This window comes from Labrenzia sp. OB1 (assembly GCF_001624695.1).
Classification (GTDB): domain Bacteria; phylum Pseudomonadota; class Alphaproteobacteria; order Rhizobiales; family Stappiaceae; genus Roseibium.
The window spans coordinates 47675-63858 of sequence record NZ_JSEP01000022.1 but is presented as its reverse complement, the minus strand read 5'-3'; the positions used below and the strand labels follow the sequence as shown (position 1 = coordinate 63858).

Genomic DNA, 16184 nt, shown 5'->3' with positions numbered 1-16184 from the left:
CGGTCCGTAGCCCCAGGTCTCCTCAGGAACATGTGACAATGTCGAGCACTGCCAATGCCGCCGCCGCGGCTCAATCCGCGAGTTTCTCCCAGCCTCCTGCTCCGCCCGTACGCCGTCTGAACGGCGTGCAGCGGGTGGCTGCGCTTCTCCTGTCGCTAGGTAAAACCAGTTCCCAGAAGCTGCTGCAGCATTTCGACCAGGAAGAAATCCGCATGATCACCGTTTCCGCGGCGCAGCTGGGAACGGTGGCCTCGGAAGAACTCGATCTGCTGGCCGAGGAGTTCATCGAACAGTTTTCCCACGGCACAACGCTCTACGGCTCCGCCAATGAAGTTGAAAAGATGCTCGAGGGCATCCTTCCGGACGATCAGCTCTCGGACATCATGTCGGATGTTCTCGGCAATTCGAACCGCTCCATCTGGGACCGGCTGACCACGGTTTCCGAAACCGTGTTTGCAAATTATCTCCTCAAGGAACATCCGCAGACCGCAGCGCTGATCCTGACAAAGATAAAACCCGCTGCGGCGGCCAAGGTTCTGGGCCAGGTCAACGGCGAGACGCGCAACCAGCTTGTCCGCAGAATGCTGTCCATCAAGGCGGTTGTTCCGGAAATCATGCGCGACGTGGAAAAGACCATGCACGAGGATTTCATGCTCAACCTGTCCGGAACCCTGGAGGCAGATTCCCATGCCCGCATGGCGGACATCCTGAACAAGATGGACCGCGAGCACATGGAAGACGCGCTGGACAATCTCAATGTCGTCAAACCGAAGACAGCGGAACTTCTCAAGGGCCTGCTCTTCACCTTCGACGACATCACCAACCTCAATGCCCGAACCCGGATGGCGATATTCGATCAGATCCCAACCGACCGGATCGTTCTCGCGCTGAAGGGAACCAACGCGCAGTTCCGCGAAGTCATCCTTTCGTCGCTGACATCCCGCGCACGGCGTATCGCGGAGCACGAACTCGCCGCCGGGGAACCCGCAGCGCAGCGCGACGTTCTCGATGCCCGCAGCGCGATCACAAACCTTGCGCTGGAAATGGCCGGCAGGGGCGAAATAGAGCTGAACCCGAAACAGGACGACGGCGCATTTTTCGCCTGACCGCTCCCGGACCGGAAACGCGGAACAGCGGGCCAGGAGACGATTGGCTGAATGTCGGAAGAGACAGACAAGGATTCAAAAACAGAAGAACCGACCGAGAAGAAGGTTCGGGATGCAATCGAAAAAGGCAACACTCCGGTTTCAAGAGAAGCGCCGGTCCTTGCGACTTTCATTGCCGCCCTGCTGATCGGAGGTTTCGTAGTGACATCGGGAGCCCGTCAGCTTGTCGTAAAGCTGACCCATCTCCTGGATATTTCGGGAGGTGTGAGACTTGGAAACAGCGCGGACGCATTGCTGCTCTCTCATGCGGTTTCAATCGAAACCGCCGTGTTTCTCGCTCCGGTCATTGCGCTGTTGTCTGTCGCAGGTCTCGCATCGGCATTTCTTCAGAACAGCCCGAGCATCGTCTTTCACCGGATCAAGCCGGATTTGTCGAAACTTTCGCCTTCGAAAGGCTGGAATCGGATTTTCGGTGCACAGGGCCTTGTTGAATTTCTCAAGGCGGTTTTCAAGTTCACCACGGTCAGTGCCATCGTGTTTCGCCAGTTCCGGGCAAATGAAGTGGAACTGATCAACGCCATGTTTACCGACCCCAGCGCGTTGCCGGAAACGATCCTGCAGATTTCCATGCGGCTGATCGCCGGCGTATGCGTCGTGACAATCCTGCTGGTGACCGTCGATGTCCTTTGGTCGCGCTCGCACTGGCGCAAGAACCTGCGCATGAGCAAGCAGGAAATCAAGGATGAGCACAAGCAGGCGGAAGGCGACCCGATCGTCAAGGCCCGCCAGCGTTCGCTGGCGCGAGACAGGGCCCGCAACCGCATGATGTCCGCCGTCCCGCAGGCAACCATGGTTATTGCCAACCCGACCCATTATGCCGTTGCGCTGCGCTATGACGGTGACCAGAACCCGGCACCGATTGTGATTGCCAAGGGTCAGGACCTGATTGCTCTGAAGATCCGCGAAATCGCGGAAAGCAACAACATACCCGTGATCGAAGACGTACAACTTGCGCGATCTCTATATGCGGCGACAGAAATCGAACAAATGATACCTCCAGAATTCTATAGAGCGGTTGCAGAAATTATCTGTTATGTGTACTCACGCCAAACAAGAACTGCAGTATAGAACAAGTCGTAGTCAGGGTTAGCCCATCTGAGCGGAAAAACCTCATTATGGCTGGAGCAAGAAGGCGCTTTATTTTGCGTTTATCTGTGAAGCAAGCCGGGTCGAAAGACCCTGTCTTGAACGTATCGGCGCGCGACGCGCACCAGAAACTCCAAATGCGCAAGGACCTTGAACACGCGACCCGGACTGTGCCTGGTTCGTCCAATCGTATTGAAGGCGCCGATCATGCAAGACCTGCCTGAAGGCAACGGGAACATGTCAACCGGCCTTGCCAGCGACCGGCTACGCCAGGAAGCGATCGCTTCGGCCCTGACCGATTTCATCGAAGACCTGAAGCTCGTCGATGTGATCGATTTCGTCGCCTATATCCGCACCGACCAGCACGGCAACATTGAGGAACTGATCAAGTCCGCGGCCGAGCTGTATTTCAAGGAAGGCTCCTTGCGTTATTCCATGGCCGCCCAGGTGGACGTCGAATGGGAAACAACGCCGAAGATCTCGCTTGACCTGGAATTCTTCAACAAAGGCGCGTGGATCTATTTCACCTTGGTCCTGGCCTGGCCGGACAATGCCGTCAACGTTTCCTACGTCGAGGTCCCCGACGCCGCGGGCGACAAGGTCAAGGAAACGGAGTTGCTACTCGAAGCCTTGAAGGATGCAAGGCTGAAGTAGGGCCTTTACGGAATCAGCGTCAGTCGGCTCCGGCGTTGAGAATTTTATGGCATTTGCCGCTCTTCCGATCGCCAAAGACATTCTGATCGCAGTCATTTTGCATCGCGTTACGAAGCATTGTGTAAATTATCACGATCTATTGCCGCGCCGGCGCCCCTGCCGATCCGTCAGCCCCCGGATGAGGCCCTTGGCCCTACCCTGTTCTTCGCTCGCACCATGAAAAAGGCCCGCAGCGAAGCACTGCCGGCCGAAAGCGTGCCGGCGTCTGGTCAAGGGTACGGGCCAAAGCCTATTGGGCGGCCTTTTCCTCCACAGCCTTCTTGTAGATGCCGATCAGCATTGGCGTCATCATTTCTTCCCCGCCCGGCGGCTGGCTGTTGGTGGCCCCCGTCACCATCACGTCAAGTTCCGGCGAATAGATGAAGGCCGCCCGATAGCCCAGCGTCATGCCGAGGTAGAAATACACCGGCTCCATCCCGGGCCCCGTTACCCGCATCAAGCCCAGCGTGAAGGCGCGCGGATCCTCCTGCGTCACGTCGTCGATGATCTTCCCGGTCTTCAGAGATATAGGCGTCACCAGTTCCGTCAGTTGCTTCTCAGGCAGCACCTTGCCGGCAAAGACCGCCCTGATCCACTTGGCCAGGTCCTCCGGGGTGCCGACGATCCCGCCGGCAGGTCCCGCCCAGCTAACAGAATCCGCTTTTGTATCGCGGCCGATAATCGGTACGAGTTGGCCGACCTCGCAGTCGGGATCGTAGAGCGTGCAGTCGGGGTTGTTGAAATACCCCGAGATCATCCGCGACAGCACGTCCTCGCCATAGGAATAGGGTTCATAATAGGTATCGGTCAGGCCCGCCGGCTTGAAGAGTTTCTCCTCCAGCGCCTCCTTGTAGGACATGCCCGAGGCCTTTTCGGCGATCATTCCCGCCAGGATGTAATTGGTGTTCGAATAGAAGAACCCGTCCTCGGCCGGCAAGTTCACCGTTTCGCTTGGATAGGCCATGGCAATCAGCTCGGGCAATGTAAAATCGCGCTCCGGCGTGTTCACGAAAGCCTCGTTCATTTCCGTCGTCTCGGAGTAGGTCGGCAGCCCGCTGTTCATATGCAGCAACTGCTGGATCGTAACATCGGCCCATGCCGGGTACTCGGGCAACCAGTCGCCTACGGTGTCGTGGATGTCGACCTTGCCCTCGGCCTCCAGCGCCAGGATCAGCGCGCTGGTGAATCCCTTGGTGTTGCTGCCGATCTGGAACAATGTCGCGGCATCCACCAGCGCGGCGCTGTCCTTGCCCATGGTGCCCGCATAGGCGCGGTACTCCGGCCCGTCCGCGCCCAAGCTGACATAAGCCGAATGCCGGTCACGCTTTCGGGCCCGCTGCGCTCTGCGAGGAAGGTATCGAGCCCGCTTTGCAAATCCGCCTGCAGATCGGCCATCGCGGCCGTTGCCCATAGTGCACAGGCCACGGACGCCAATGCACCGACGCTGGTCCGTGAAATGAAAAGCTGTCTCATAAATCGCACTCAATTACCCTCTTCTAGAAATTTCTTTGATCCGACATTCCCAAAGCTGGCTGCCACCTGATGTCAACATTGCCTGATAGGGCAACCAGATAAAGTGCTTCGCTCTCCAAGGGTCGTCAGCGGTCACCGGGCCGCCCGAATCTGGCCTGACCGGTCTGAATGCATCGCTCAGTCCCGCAGCCTGCCGCAAACCAAGTTAGCATACGCCGGCACATCGGCATAACCAGATGCCGATATGGTAAATTGATCCAGGCAGGAAGGATTCCTGAGACGGAACCCCTCCGAAAGGGTACTCGATTTGTCGTCTTCGGAATCCTGTCGAACACAACCACGTCCGGGACGTCATTGTCCCCAACCACGGAGCCGGCACGTATGAAAAAGATCCAGATACCCGAGGAACCGACACACATGGTGACGGCGATTGTCGTCTATGCCGGGATCGCCAAGCGGCTGCATCTGGAGCTCTCAAACCATGCAGGCGGCACTGGCGCGGATCTTGAGGCCATCAAGGCCGACCTGATCAACGAGGCCAAGAGGGCGGTGCCGCACGGTGATTTCGCCCGAGACGAAATGGGTGTCTACAACACGATTTTCCAGGCAATAGAAACGATCTTCACCCCTGAAGCATGACCCCGGCGCTTGATGCTCAGAGATGCGCCGGCGTCTCCATATCTCTTTCAGGAAAAGCGCATACCCGAATCTGGACGCCGTTTGCCCGTCAGGAAAGACGTACAGGCAAAGACTGTTGGTCCCGTCAGTTGCTGACGATGTCTTCCTGGTCGAAATAGTTCAGTTCTTCCACCAGAACGTCGCGGATCACCGAGCTGCCCAGCCGGGCATTGGTTTTCTGTTTCAGATCTTCGGTAAACGCGTCCAGATCGTAGCGTTCCAGATTTCTGAAATCGAGCCGGCTGTCCGAATAAAGGACGCGGAAAGCCTCGTCGACAAGGAATGGATGGGGTGGCACCGGAAGGCGGCGCAGGACTTCGGCATCGGCGGTAAAGACCAGCTTGGCGACAACATAGCCCTGCAAGGCACCTTCGAACAGAATCGGGACGTTGACAGGCTTGACCGTTTCATAGTCGAGACCCACGAAGGTCGCTTCGCCGTTCACATCGACCCTCTTCTGGGAGGCGATATATTGCGCGGTCGCATATCCCGACACCAGCAAGCTGGCCGCCATCCAGATGCCGGCAATCAGGATTTTCATCATCGCGCGGGCTCCGGAAACGGAGCCTGATAGGTGCCGTCGGAGTCAAAATCGATCATCGTCCGGGACATCATCTGCACCACTTCGGATACGGCATTCATATGCAGCCTCAAGAGACCGACATTCTCGTGCAGCACATCCTGGAACTCGCACAGATCGGCTTTCAACTCCCCGGAGAAGGTTTCCGGCGAGACCGCGGAACGGGCCCGCAGGAGTTCCAGAAGCGCCTGGCTCTTGGAATATTCGAAGCGCTTGAGATCGGCGGTCGGATCGTCACGCAGCGCCCGGGTTTCATCACGCACGGCATTGATCGCGCGCTTGACGGCGATGATCAGCGGCGCCGAATGCGCCGGATTGGCAACCTGTTCCTGAAGAGCAATTTCCTGGCCGGCGTCCATTATGCTTTTACTCCGTGGTCAAGCGTGGTTGAGATCATGTCCGCGATGCCCACTCCGCCGCTGGCGGCGAGCTGATTGGCGACCTGTTCGGCAAGCATCGATTTCCAGATGTCTCCGGTCGCGCCCTCACCGAAGACGGCATCTGAGTCTTCAGGCAGCATCGTTTCCACAAACTGGCTGAGGATCATTGCCTCGAATTTCTCGGCCGGCGACTTGTTCGCGCCGGAAGTGTTTGTCGCCTCGGGGCTGTAGCGGTTGAACGCCGTCGTCGTACTGGCTGAAGCATCGGCATAGGCCAGTTGGAAATCGGCTCCCGATCCCGAGACCGCTATGGATTTCAAGCGGCTGGTGGCGGCTTGAAGACTGACCGGATCCGCGGCCTTGGCGACATCCATGATCAGGTCGGACGGGGGGGAAATCGCCATGGGACAGCTCCTTGGTCAAAACTGGTTGCAAACAAGGCCCACAAGGTGGCGGACCAGGCAAGCAGGGAAGCTTGTTTCGGGCCTTGTTTGCAGTTTCCTTTCTAGCTGTCGCAGCTTGCGGGAGGCTTGCGTCCCGAACTTCCGGAACTTTCAGCCAAACCGGCGCTCCAGAAGATCCATCAGATCGCGCTCTTCCTCTGCCCGCAGCTCTTCACCACGCATTTTCGCCAGCCGCTCGGCCATCAGCTTCAGCATCATCCGTTGGCGGTCGAACTCGGAATTCACCCTTGAACGGGCTTCGCTGAGCCGTGCCATTTCCTCGATAATCCGCCGCAGGCGCTCCGCCGCATTGGCGATGAAGCGGTCATGCTGGGCCAGATCGCCATTGGAGAGCGCCAGCAGAATGCGCCTTTCCTTCTCGGAGAGCTGGTAGACCTGGGCGTCGAGTTTCTGCAGGAGCCATGAGGAAAACAGAAAGATCTGCTTCTGCATCCGGAACAGGCGTTCGATTTCGTGGCTGTTTCGCGCCATCGTCCTATCCTATCTGAAGCCATGTGAAATACCCGTCCAGGAAGATCATGATCGCTTCCGCAATGACGAGGTAGAGGAAGTAGAGCCCGCCTGCGATGACAAACGGCATGGAGATGAAGTAGACCGGGATCTGCGGGGTGAGCTTGTTGACCAGACCCACCGCCAGGTTGACCACCACCGCATAGACCACGAATGGGCTGCAGATGCGCAAAGCCAGCACGAAGGTCCGCGCAAGCTGATCGGCGAACTGTTCCAGACTCGAGACAGCCGTCAGGGGCACCCCCGCTGGAATGGCCTCGTAGGATGCAACAAGACCGCGCAGGATTTCCCAGTGCTGATTGGTGATGAAAACCATCGCCGTTGCGGTCACCGTGAAAAGGTTCGCGACCGGTGGCAGGGCATCGACACCCTCGATCGGCAGTCCTGGCATGTTGGACAGGCCGATTGCCATGGATACCAGCGTCGTCAGGGTTTCCAGCGCCGCAATGAATGCCCGGCCGAGAAAACCGATAAAAGCCCCGGTGAGAAGTTCCGCGCCGATGAACCTGGCAACGGTCGCCAGTTTCTCATCCGGCAAGGCCGCCTGAACCGCAGGGACCAGCAGAGGTGACAGCGCAAGCGAAATCGCCAGCGCGACAAACAACCGTACCCGGACCGGTATGCGGTTGCTGCCGAAACCGGGAATGATCATCAGGCAGGCGCCGATCCGGCAGAACAGCAGGAAGACGGCCAGCAGACCCGAGGCGTTGAATGTGCCGAACAACAGCCCGCCGGCAATCACGAGACACTTCCAAGGGCTGAGACGTCCACACCGCGGGCAATCTCAAGGTGGGACAGAACCGGCAGCGTCGGGAACATCCGTTCCACGATCATGCGCACATAGGGACGTGCATCGGGAGCCGCCACGATGGCGAAGCGATTGCCGCCCTTCATGTGTTTCTTGACCGCTTCGGACATCTGGTTTCCAAAATCCTCAACCAGTTGCGGTTCGATGTCGAACTCGGTCACATCGCCTTTCGCATCACGTCTCAAGGCGTTGTGGAATGCCAGGTCCCAGCGGTTGCCGAGACGCAGAACATTCAGCGGCCCGCCTTCGGCCAGATCGCCGCAGATCTGCTGGGCAATGCGCATGCGAACATGCTCCACGACCTGCTCCGAACGACGCACATGCGGAACGATTTCGGCGACCGCTTCCAGAATGAGGTTCAGGTTGCGGATCGAGACCCGCTCCGCCAGCAGCAGCTTGAGGACCGCCTGCAGGCCCGAGAAGGACGTATGCGCCGGACAGATGTCGTCCAGTAGCTTCTGGTATTCGGGATCGAGCCGGTTGAACAGAACCCGCATGTCCTTGTAGGACAGCAGCTGCGGCAGGTTGTTGCGGATCACCTCACTCAGGTGAGTGAGAATGACGGTCATGTTTTCCGCCGGCGTCAGGCCACGGCGTTTGAGCTCGTCCTTGTAGGCCGGCGGCACCCAGAAGGCTGGCATTCCGAAGGCGGGTTCCCTGGTGGCATCCGCCGGAACCGGCAGTGTCTCGTCCGTATTCGGAATGACCAGCAATTCGCCCACCTTGAGATGCTGCGAGGCGACGATCGTGCCGTGGATCTTGATCTGATAGCTTTTCGGATCCAGCGTCAGACTGTCGGTAACGCGAATATCGGGCACCACGAAACCGTATTGTTCCGCGAATTTGCGCCGCATTTTGGCGACCCGGCGCGAAAGCTCGCCGTGCTTGGTCAGGAGTTCGGCCGAAAGCTGCTTTCCCAGGACCAGCTCGACTTCGGAGGATTTAAGGGTCTCCTTGACGGAGTCCTTTTCCTCAAGTCTTGCCTCTTCGTCGGCGGCGGTCTTGGTGTCCGCCTCGACCTTCTTCTTCGCCGCCAGACGCTTGGGGATAGTGTATCCGACGAAACCCATCAGGGCCGCCAGCAGCATGAACGGCAGCATGGGAAGCCCGGGCATGATCGCAAAGACCGCCATCAGGATCGCCGCAACGAACAGGGCACGCGGATAGCCGCCAAGCTGGCCGAGAACCGCCTTGTCCGTCGAGCCTCTGGTTCCCCCTTTGGAAACCAGCAGGCCTGCTGCCAGAGACACGATCAGAGCCGGTATCTGGGAGACCAGACCGTCCCCGACGGAGAGTTTGGTAAAGACGTCAGCCGCGTTCGAGACATTCATGTCATAGCGGGTCACCCCGATGACGATGCCGCCAAGCACGTTGACCGCCGTAATGATCAGCCCGGCAATGGCGTCGCCGCGCACGAATTTCGAGGCACCGTCCATCGCACCGAAAAAGGAGCTTTCCTCTTCAAGCTCCTTGCGCCGGTGCTGGGCCTCCTTGTCATCGATCAGCCCGGCCGAAAGATCCGCGTCAATCGCCATCTGCTTGCCGGGAATCGCGTCCAGGGTAAAGCGCGCGCCGACTTCAGCGATACGCGTCGCGCCCTTGGTGATCACCATGAAGTTTACGATCACCAGGATCGAGAACACGATCAGCCCGATAACGAAATCTCCGCTCATCACGAATTGCGAAAACCCGTGGATCACATAACCGGCCGCATCCAGTCCCTCATGCCCCTTGGCGAGAATGACCCGGGTCGTGGCGATATTCAGCGACAGCCTCAGCAAGGTGGCGATCAGCAGGATTGTCGGGAAGGATGAAAAATCCAGCGGTCGCTGAATCCACAGCGCCACCATCAGGATGAGCACGGAAAGCGCAATCGACATGGCAAGACCGAAATCGATCAGGAATGTCGGGATCGGCAGAAAAAGAACCACGAGAATGACGATGATGCCAAGCGCGAAACCCACGTCTCGGCGGCTTTCAGGCGGTGCATCGGCAATCGGGGAAACGGAGGTGTCTGTCATTCCTGCCCTCGCAGACGTGTTGAAGACCCGCAAGGTCGCCGCTCAAGCTTGCGCGAAGCTTTTAAAGCGTCCGGCATTTCGATATTCGCGGGTGAATGCAGGTTGCGCCGGACTGAAAAACAACAACGGTTGGCAACGCTCAGGAGCGCGACTGCGCCGCCCTGCCCACAGTGAAGCAGAGACGGCGCAGTCGCGCGGAGCATCCGGCAGGACGTTTTAAAAGCCGGTCTCGATCCGATCGTAGATCAGTGTGGTCAACGTATAGATCTGACCGCCGATGAACGGTCCGGCAATGACGATCATCACCAGGATCGCAACGATTTTGGGAATGAACGTCAGGGTGATTTCCTGCACCTGGGTAAGCGCCTGCATCAGGGCGATCCCGATACCCACGACCATCGCCGGCACAATCGCCGGCGCCGAGCCGATCAGGATCGTCCAGATGGCCGTCCTGACGATGTCCAGTGCATCAACTTCATTCATGATTGGTCTTGCCCGCTCAAGATACCGTGACGCCCGGGCCAAGCAGAACGCCCTTGCCGTTATCGAGTGCCAGAAGCGTCCCGTCCGAATAGATCTCCACCCGTTCCACGACACCCGTCGTGCCGCTCGGATCGGTGACCGTTCTGCCGATCAGGTCATCCACCTGTCCGAAGGACATGTTCATCAGCATGGTCTCAAGTTTGGCGTTGGTCTGGATTGCCTGTTCGACCTGGCTGAAGCTTGCGAGCTGCGATAGCTGTTCGGAAGCATCCATCGGGTTCGTCGGATCCTGGTTCTGCATCTGTGCCATCATCAGCTGCAGGAATGTATCGTAGTCGACGGTCAGCTGTTGCTGGGCGCTTGAAGCAGCTCCCGCAGCCTGGTTTTGTGCCGCGCCGACACCTTCTACACTGGTCATGCTGTTTCTCCTTTAAACGACGGCCAGTAGCGGGCCTTGGCGATATTTGTTTCCGGCAGAAGCCGAAGGCACCGACCTTGCGGACTGCACTTCGTTGCGTTTTTCGGCGACCATCAGGCTCGCCTCGACGGGATAAAGGCCCCGAACAATCTTCATCGCCTCGAACCAGCGTTCGGACCCGGCGAGGGTCTCCACCTCATTCAACTGGTCCAGAACCTCTTTCGACGAAAAGGCTCCCCTCACCGACGTGAGCACCAGATGAAACATGTCTTGCACGGCGGGTGCCGAGGCCGGATCCATGATCACGGTCTGCAGAATGAAATAGAGTTGCCGCAAAGGCGTTGTTGCCTCTTCGGGCTGCAGGATGTGCGCTTCCAGCAGAAACACCGCGTCGTTCAGCAGTTCGATGCTTGTCTTGCGTTCGGCCCGGATCACCGCACCGTTGAGGAACAGGCGTTCGCCCGCTTTCAATCCGATTTTCATGAGGTTAACCGTCCAGACTGTCGCGGATGATGGAGTTGATTTGAATGATGTCGGCGAAGTCCTCCTGCTGCCACTGGCGCAGGGCCTCCGCTTCCTTCAGGACCCAGATTCCGATGGAAATGAGATTCGCCCGCGTTTCGACAGGCAGCTCGTTGCCGTCGTCGGCGAGTTGTTCCATGAAATAGCTCCACAGGCGCCGGGTATAGAACAGCGCCTCCACGGCTTCCGGCGAGCGGATTCCCAGTTCGCTGGCGTTGTTCAGCTTTTCGATGACGATCGTCATCGCCTCATGTTCGTTCAACCGTTGATCGCCGCAGAGATCATCCATGACCTCAGCATAGGACAAGTTGTACATGGGCCCTCTCCAGGTTCGTATTTACTATCGATGTCAGACACTTGGACATGATCAGATGTAGTTGAGTATGCTGAGGCCCTGCATGCGGGCGGTGACAGCATAGGTCGTCTCCAACTGGGTCAGCGCAGTGTTCAGGCGAACCGACGTTTCCTCCGGATTCACATTTTCCAGATCATTGATGCGGCTGTTCAGGATATCTGTCTGGACTTGCAGCCGGTCGCTCGCCAGATTGACCTGCTCCTGCACGTTGCCGAGTTTCCCCATCGCGCTGGTCACACCGGCGATACCGTTACCGAGCTTTTCAATTGCCTTGTTCAACACCTGCTTGTAGGTGCCCTGATCCAGATTCTCGTTGCCGAGATCCGCCATCAGCGTGTAGGCCTGCGCCAGATCCCGGAAGGCCTGTTCGTTGGCGCTCACGGAGCTGTTGACTGTCTCGCTGGCCGAGATCCGGCTGACAGTGACGCTGTCTGAAGCACCCGACCAGTCCGTCCCCCAGGCAGGATCCTGGAACAAAGCGTCAAAGGCCCCGTTCAGATAGGCGTCCATTGCCGCTGGAGTGATGGCTGAAACAGCAGGGTCAGACTGCGTGATCCCGAATTCGGCGAAAAAGGCTGCGTCAGCGGCCAGTTTGTTCGGCGATGCGGGGTCGAGATAGTCAGCGACAGGCTCCTGATCGGAATTGATCCCGGCAAACACGAAGTTGCCGTTCAACTGTGTGTTCAACCGCGACACCAGCAGTTCCATGCTGCCCTGGGCGTCTGACTGGACGATCTCAGCACTGCCGCCATCTTCGCGCAGTGCTATGAGCGTGCTCAGAAAACCTTGAGCATCGCCGAGCATGTCGCTCATCGCCGCCTGGCTGACATCCAGCCGCGACGCCGTCAGCGCATTGGTATCGACGATGCCGTTCAGAAAATGGAATTCCGCCCGCAGGGAGACGCTTTCGCCGGTCCGCGACCCGAGATCCAGACCGACGTCGAACTTGCGCCCGGACGACATTTCAATACTGAGCTTGTTGACCAGATTCGCCTGACTCATGAGTTGCTGGCGTGAGGAGTTTGCGAATGAAATCGTGGAGATATGGGTGGTTTTCATGACGTTACCTCGCTGCGGCCAAGAGATCTTCGAACATTGCGTCGACGGCTGAAATGAGCCGCGTCGCTGCCGAATAGGAGCGTTCGATGTCAAGCAACAGCGTCATTTCCTCGTCGATGTTGACGCCGGTCTTGTTGTCCAGATTTTCCGCCGTGCGGCCGAGAATCACTGCCTGCACTTCAACATTGCTGGTCATGGTCTTGCGGCCGCTTTCAAGCCAGCTGACGGACGATGCCGCAAATCCGCTCAAGCTGTCTGACGGGTCGAGCTCGACGCCGCCGTCAAAGACCCTGTCCTGGTCGAATGCGGAAACCAGTTCCTGAAGGCGATCGGAAAATCCGGCCGCGCCTGAAGGGTTGTAATTGTAGTCGGGATCTGCCGGATTGGAGATACCGCCGTCCCGGATTCTGTCGAGGCTGCCGCCGAGATCGGGATCCGCATTGGCGTTGACCTCGATCTGTGCCGCCAACCCGGTAACCAGTGTACTTGTCGCCGGCACGGCAGGTGCGCCCGCCCAGGTGAACAGGCCGGCCTGATCCGGCCCGCCGCCGCTCTGATCGCTTTCGGCGAAGGCTTCGATCAGGCCGCGGGCAACTTCGTCGAGCTGGTTCTGGTAGGTCACGGCGACATCGTCGCGAAGTTCCGCCAACCCGTGCAAACGCCCGGAACTGATCGGCATCATCGCACCCGGGCCAGCCACCGGAACACCATCGATGAACACTGCATTGCCGACAGTCGTCGCATCGTAAACCAGTGTTGGCTCGAACCTCACCTCACGCGCGCTGGTCTCAAACAGGGTCACACCGCTGTCTGTGTAAACGACGACATCGCCATCGGCGCGATCGAGTGTCGTGATGCCGATTTCCTCCGACAGCGCCAGAAGGATCTGATCGCGGCTGTCAAGGGCATCGGTCACATCGGCACCGGACTGGGTGCCCTTCACGATGACCGTGTTCAGATCCTCCAACTGACCGAGGAGATTGTTGATCTGCCGGACCGAGCCCGCCATATCGGTGTCCGCATTCGCGCGCACCTCCTGTACGAGAGCGGAACCGGACTGCAGGGTGGAGGCCATATCCTTGGCGGATTGCAGAACGTCCTGGGCCAGAATGGTGTTGTTCGGATCAGACGCGAAATTCTGCAGGGAAAGCTGCAGATCCCCCAGCATCGCAGCCGGAGACATCTCAAGCTGAGTGTCGTTTATCGTCTCGGACATTCTGGTCAGGCCGTTCAGGATGGCGTCCTGGGAACTGCCGACGGACGTCGACGAAAGAAGAGACGAATACAGAGCACTGTCCGTCACCCGGACGATACCGTCTACACGCACACCGCCGGACTGGCCGTTCGAGCTGTAGATCTGGCTCAGTACCACGGATTTACGGGAGAACCCTGGATCTTGTGCGCCCGCGATATTTCGGGAGATGACCGCGGATTCTGACTGGCGGGCTGCCAGTGCGGACTGGGCAACCTGCAATGCGACGGACAGGCTCATGACAACAACTTTCCGGTTAACAGGCCAATAGACCTACTGGGGTTTATCGGGCCAGATTCACGAGTTCCTGCAGCAGATCGGAACCTGCCTTGAACACCTGGGAATTGGCTGTGTACGTGCGCTGGGATTCGATCATCGAAGTCAGCTCGCTCGCCAGATCCACGTTCGAGCTTTCCAGCGCGCCCACTTCAAGATCGCCCATCCCGGCCTCTCCCGGGAAACCGACACGCACTTCACCGGACTCGAAGGACGGCCGGTAGATGTTGCCGCTCAAGGGATCGAGTTTGTCCGGGCTCGGGACATCCGCCAACGGGATCTTGTAGAGCGCCCGGCGGTCGCCGTTCTCGTAAACCGCGAAAAGCGTACCGTCGTCCGAGAATTCGACACCCTCGACGGAGCTCGGTGCATTGCCGTCCGTATCGACGGTCGTGACCTCGAAATCGGAATTCAGATAGGTTGAGTCGGCCAGATCGATATCGAAAGTGCCGCCGTTTGGCACCGCGACGTTGATCGTGGTGGCACTGGCCCCCGCAAGATCGCCCGTTGTGGTGTCGAAGTTCAGGGTCTCTGTGTTCAGCGGCGGGTTGGCATAGGGAAATCCACCGTCTGTGGAATCCGCCGAGTCGAATACCGAAACTTCCCAGTCAGACGTCGGAGGACCGTCGCTTGTCTTGGAATAATAGAGATCCAGCTTCACCTCGTTGCCGAGGTTGTCGTAGACGATTAGCGACGTCTTATGGGAATAATCGACCGTCGCCGCCGACGCAAAGTCGACGGAGGGAAGGTTGGCACCGGCCACGATCGTCGCATCCTCGGATACGTTCGTGTAGAGCGTCGCCCTGCTCGTCGGCGTCGATTCAAGTTTGTTCTGCGAGATATTGATCGGCTCCAGGCCGCCGAGACCGTTGGCCACCAGCGCCGGGTCCGAACCGTCGGCAATCGGATACCCCTGCAGATAGTAACCCGCCGTGTTGACGAGATACCCTTCCCCGTCCGGCACGAAGGATCCGGCGCGGGTCAGCGCCTGCTGCGAGGCCCCGTCTGTTCCGGTGGAGACAATGAAAAATCCGTTGCCGCTGACGGCAAGGTCGAGACTGGATGTCGTATAGGACCGCGCGCCCTGATCCGTTATGGCGTATTTGGTATGCGCCTGAACGCCCCCGGAGTTATAGGTCCCGGACCCTTGCGAAAGCACCAGGGAGGAAAACTCCGTCATCGCCCGCTTGTAGCCGGTGGTGCTGGAATTGGCGATATTGTCGGCAACCGTGCCGAGTTTGCTAGATTGCGCATTCATGCCTGAAACGCCTGTGCGCATTACTCCGAAAAGGCCCATGACAGGTCTCCTGTTTCCAGATCAACTGGACACAGTGAAGCCCACATAACTTGCGCGAAGCTGTTGTTCGAAAATATTTATTCTTTATATTCAGATACTTAATTATATAAAATTTTATCTTTTGAAATAAAAAAACGCATTGGCACCCGAAGATGCCAATGGTGACCGTTCAAGCGTTGCAGAACTGCCTGGAGTTTTTGGTCCAGTGACCGAATCCGGAAGCAACCATGTTTCTGATCACCGTACAGACATAGCGCTTTTGTGCCGGATCATTGTTCGGGCCGGCATGATATCTGGCAACAGCCATCGTCCAGGACCCCTGCCTGCTTCTCAGGTCTTTCAGGAAACGGGCGGCATATTGCACATTGGCGCGCGGTTCGAGCATGTGATCGACCGACCGGAACTTCTTTCCGTGATAATGATGATTGATCTGCATGCAGCCGATATCGATCAGCTTCTTGCCATGCTTGCGCGCCTTGAGAAAGTCCTGCCTGGCGGCCCGCCGGCTGGGCGGGAAGACAGATTTCCCCTCTATGTTCAGGGCGAAGGGATAGAGAGAGTTGCGTCGCCCGGTTTCGGTCAAGCCCACGGCATAGAGCACGCCGAGCGGCACCCGGTATTTTTGCGCCGCGGCAATCATTTCCCGTTCGCAGACGTTTTGTA

The 16184-nt window shown here is 58.2% G+C and carries 19 protein-coding genes; 4 read left to right on the top strand and 15 right to left on the bottom strand.

Features of this window, described 5'->3' with window-relative positions; all coding sequences use genetic code 11:
* Positions 1-38 precede the first annotated feature (38 nt).
* The 3 genes from OA90_RS22775 (at position 39) to OA90_RS22765 (ending at position 2906) form a co-directional block, all read left to right on the top strand.
* A complete protein-coding gene (locus OA90_RS22775; protein ID WP_068418037.1) occupies positions 39-1106 on the top strand; it encodes a flagellar motor switch protein FliG in 1068 nt (355 codons plus the stop codon).
* A 51-nt stretch (positions 1107-1157) separates the two neighbouring features.
* On the top strand, positions 1158-2234 hold the full coding sequence (flhB, locus tag OA90_RS22770; protein WP_068418034.1) for a flagellar biosynthesis protein FlhB: 1077 nt from the start codon (positions 1158-1160) through the stop codon (positions 2232-2234).
* A gap of 225 nt (positions 2235-2459) precedes the next feature.
* Entirely contained in the window at positions 2460-2906 is a 447-nt protein-coding gene (locus OA90_RS22765; protein WP_068418029.1) for a hypothetical protein, read from the top strand.
* A gap of 289 nt (positions 2907-3195) precedes the next feature.
* Here OA90_RS22765 and OA90_RS22760 read toward each other — a convergent pair whose 3' ends face one another.
* Positions 3196-4356: a serine hydrolase domain-containing protein gene (locus OA90_RS22760; protein WP_082837220.1), complete on the bottom strand. Its 1161-nt coding sequence runs from the start codon at positions 4354-4356 to the stop codon at positions 3196-3198.
* A gap of 443 nt (positions 4357-4799) precedes the next feature.
* Here OA90_RS22760 and OA90_RS22755 point away from each other — a divergent pair, with 443 nt between their 5' ends.
* Complete coding sequence (locus OA90_RS22755; RefSeq protein WP_068418022.1) at positions 4800-5057, top strand: hypothetical protein; 258 nt, start codon at positions 4800-4802, stop codon at positions 5055-5057.
* Between the two features lie 124 nt (positions 5058-5181).
* On the opposite strand, the gene OA90_RS22750 is transcribed toward OA90_RS22755, so the two are convergent.
* The 14 genes from OA90_RS22750 to OA90_RS22685 form a co-directional block, all read right to left on the bottom strand.
* Entirely contained in the window at positions 5182-5640 is a 459-nt protein-coding gene (locus OA90_RS22750; protein WP_082837219.1) for a hypothetical protein, read from the bottom strand.
* The gene (locus OA90_RS22745) at positions 5637-6035 is read right to left on the bottom strand and encodes a hypothetical protein (protein WP_068418019.1); all 399 of its coding nucleotides are present in this window, start codon (positions 6033-6035) and stop codon (positions 5637-5639) included. Before OA90_RS22745 ends, OA90_RS22750 begins: the two co-directional genes overlap by 4 nt.
* Positions 6035-6460, bottom strand: coding sequence for a rod-binding protein (locus OA90_RS22740; RefSeq protein ID WP_068418016.1), 426 nt, complete (start codon positions 6458-6460; stop codon positions 6035-6037). The genes OA90_RS22745 and OA90_RS22740 overlap by 1 nt, the downstream gene beginning before the upstream one ends.
* Positions 6461-6610: 150 nt before the next feature.
* The gene (locus OA90_RS22735; protein WP_068418012.1) at positions 6611-6991 is read right to left on the bottom strand and encodes a flagellar biosynthesis protein R; all 381 of its coding nucleotides are present in this window, start codon (positions 6989-6991) and stop codon (positions 6611-6613) included.
* 4 nt (positions 6992-6995) lie between these two features.
* On the bottom strand, positions 6996-7772 hold the full coding sequence (gene fliR, locus OA90_RS22730) for a flagellar biosynthesis protein FliR (RefSeq protein ID WP_082837218.1): 777 nt from the start codon (positions 7770-7772) through the stop codon (positions 6996-6998).
* On the bottom strand, positions 7769-9859 hold the full coding sequence (gene flhA, locus OA90_RS22725; RefSeq protein ID WP_068418009.1) for a flagellar biosynthesis protein FlhA: 2091 nt from the start codon (positions 9857-9859) through the stop codon (positions 7769-7771). Before flhA ends, fliR begins: the two co-directional genes overlap by 4 nt.
* Positions 9860-10075: 216 nt before the next feature.
* Positions 10076-10342 (bottom strand): flagellar biosynthesis protein FliQ, encoded by a 267-nt coding sequence (gene fliQ / locus OA90_RS22720; protein ID WP_068418006.1) that lies wholly within the window; start codon positions 10340-10342, stop codon positions 10076-10078.
* Between the two features lie 16 nt (positions 10343-10358).
* A complete protein-coding gene (gene flgD, locus OA90_RS22715; RefSeq protein WP_068418001.1) occupies positions 10359-10760 on the bottom strand; it encodes a flagellar hook assembly protein FlgD in 402 nt (133 codons plus the stop codon).
* 12 nt (positions 10761-10772) lie between these two features.
* The gene (flbT, locus tag OA90_RS22710; protein WP_068417998.1) at positions 10773-11243 is read right to left on the bottom strand and encodes a flagellar biosynthesis repressor FlbT; all 471 of its coding nucleotides are present in this window, start codon (positions 11241-11243) and stop codon (positions 10773-10775) included.
* Between the two features lie 4 nt (positions 11244-11247).
* On the bottom strand, positions 11248-11598 hold the full coding sequence (gene flaF / locus OA90_RS22705; RefSeq protein ID WP_068417997.1) for a flagellar biosynthesis regulator FlaF: 351 nt from the start codon (positions 11596-11598) through the stop codon (positions 11248-11250).
* A gap of 51 nt (positions 11599-11649) precedes the next feature.
* Positions 11650-12696 (bottom strand): flagellar hook-associated family protein, encoded by a 1047-nt coding sequence (locus tag OA90_RS22700; RefSeq protein WP_068417992.1) that lies wholly within the window; start codon positions 12694-12696, stop codon positions 11650-11652.
* Between the two features lie 4 nt (positions 12697-12700).
* Positions 12701-14188 carry a flagellar hook-associated protein FlgK gene (flgK, locus tag OA90_RS22695; protein WP_068417989.1) on the bottom strand — a complete coding sequence of 496 codons (1488 nt, stop codon included), beginning with the start codon at positions 14186-14188 and terminating at the stop codon, positions 12701-12703.
* Between the two features lie 43 nt (positions 14189-14231).
* On the bottom strand, positions 14232-15521 hold the full coding sequence (locus OA90_RS22690) for a flagellar hook protein FlgE (RefSeq protein WP_068417987.1): 1290 nt from the start codon (positions 15519-15521) through the stop codon (positions 14232-14234).
* 169 nt (positions 15522-15690) lie between these two features.
* On the bottom strand, positions 15691-16161 hold the full coding sequence (locus tag OA90_RS22685) for a transglycosylase SLT domain-containing protein (RefSeq protein WP_082837223.1): 471 nt from the start codon (positions 16159-16161) through the stop codon (positions 15691-15693).
* Positions 16162-16184: the final 23 nt, after the last annotated feature.

Bases quoted from the DNA above. Each gene is read 5' to 3' on its own strand.
- OA90_RS22685 (WP_082837223.1), bottom strand. From the start codon at position 16,161: ATGATTGCCGCGGCGCAAAAATACCGGGTGCCGCTCGGCGTGCTCTAT.
- OA90_RS22745 (WP_068418019.1), bottom strand. From the start codon at position 6,035: ATGGACGCCGGCCAGGAAATTGCTCTTCAGGAACAGGTTGCCAATCCG.
- flaF (WP_068417997.1), bottom strand. From the start codon at position 11,598: ATGTACAACTTGTCCTATGCTGAGGTCATGGATGATCTCTGCGGCGAT.
- flhB (WP_068418034.1), top strand. From the start codon at position 1,158: ATGTCGGAAGAGACAGACAAGGATTCAAAAACAGAAGAACCGACCGAG.
- OA90_RS22735 (WP_068418012.1), bottom strand. From the start codon at position 6,991: ATGGCGCGAAACAGCCACGAAATCGAACGCCTGTTCCGGATGCAGAAG.
- OA90_RS22690 (WP_068417987.1), bottom strand. From the start codon at position 15,521: ATGGGCCTTTTCGGAGTAATGCGCACAGGCGTTTCAGGCATGAATGCG.
- flhA (WP_068418009.1), bottom strand. From the start codon at position 9,859: ATGACAGACACCTCCGTTTCCCCGATTGCCGATGCACCGCCTGAAAGC.
- flbT (WP_068417998.1), bottom strand. From the start codon at position 11,243: ATGAAAATCGGATTGAAAGCGGGCGAACGCCTGTTCCTCAACGGTGCG.
- fliQ (WP_068418006.1), bottom strand. From the start codon at position 10,342: ATGAATGAAGTTGATGCACTGGACATCGTCAGGACGGCCATCTGGACG.
- OA90_RS22700 (WP_068417992.1), bottom strand. From the start codon at position 12,696: ATGAAAACCACCCATATCTCCACGATTTCATTCGCAAACTCCTCACGC.
- OA90_RS22760 (WP_082837220.1), bottom strand. From the start codon at position 4,356: ATGGGCAACGGCCGCGATGGCCGATCTGCAGGCGGATTTGCAAAGCGG.
- OA90_RS22740 (WP_068418016.1), bottom strand. From the start codon at position 6,460: ATGGCGATTTCCCCCCCGTCCGACCTGATCATGGATGTCGCCAAGGCC.
- OA90_RS22775 (WP_068418037.1), top strand. From the start codon at position 39: ATGTCGAGCACTGCCAATGCCGCCGCCGCGGCTCAATCCGCGAGTTTC.
- flgK (WP_068417989.1), bottom strand. From the start codon at position 14,188: ATGAGCCTGTCCGTCGCATTGCAGGTTGCCCAGTCCGCACTGGCAGCC.
- OA90_RS22765 (WP_068418029.1), top strand. From the start codon at position 2,460: ATGCAAGACCTGCCTGAAGGCAACGGGAACATGTCAACCGGCCTTGCC.
- OA90_RS22750 (WP_082837219.1), bottom strand. From the start codon at position 5,640: ATGATGAAAATCCTGATTGCCGGCATCTGGATGGCGGCCAGCTTGCTG.
- OA90_RS22755 (WP_068418022.1), top strand. From the start codon at position 4,800: ATGAAAAAGATCCAGATACCCGAGGAACCGACACACATGGTGACGGCG.
- flgD (WP_068418001.1), bottom strand. From the start codon at position 10,760: ATGACCAGTGTAGAAGGTGTCGGCGCGGCACAAAACCAGGCTGCGGGA.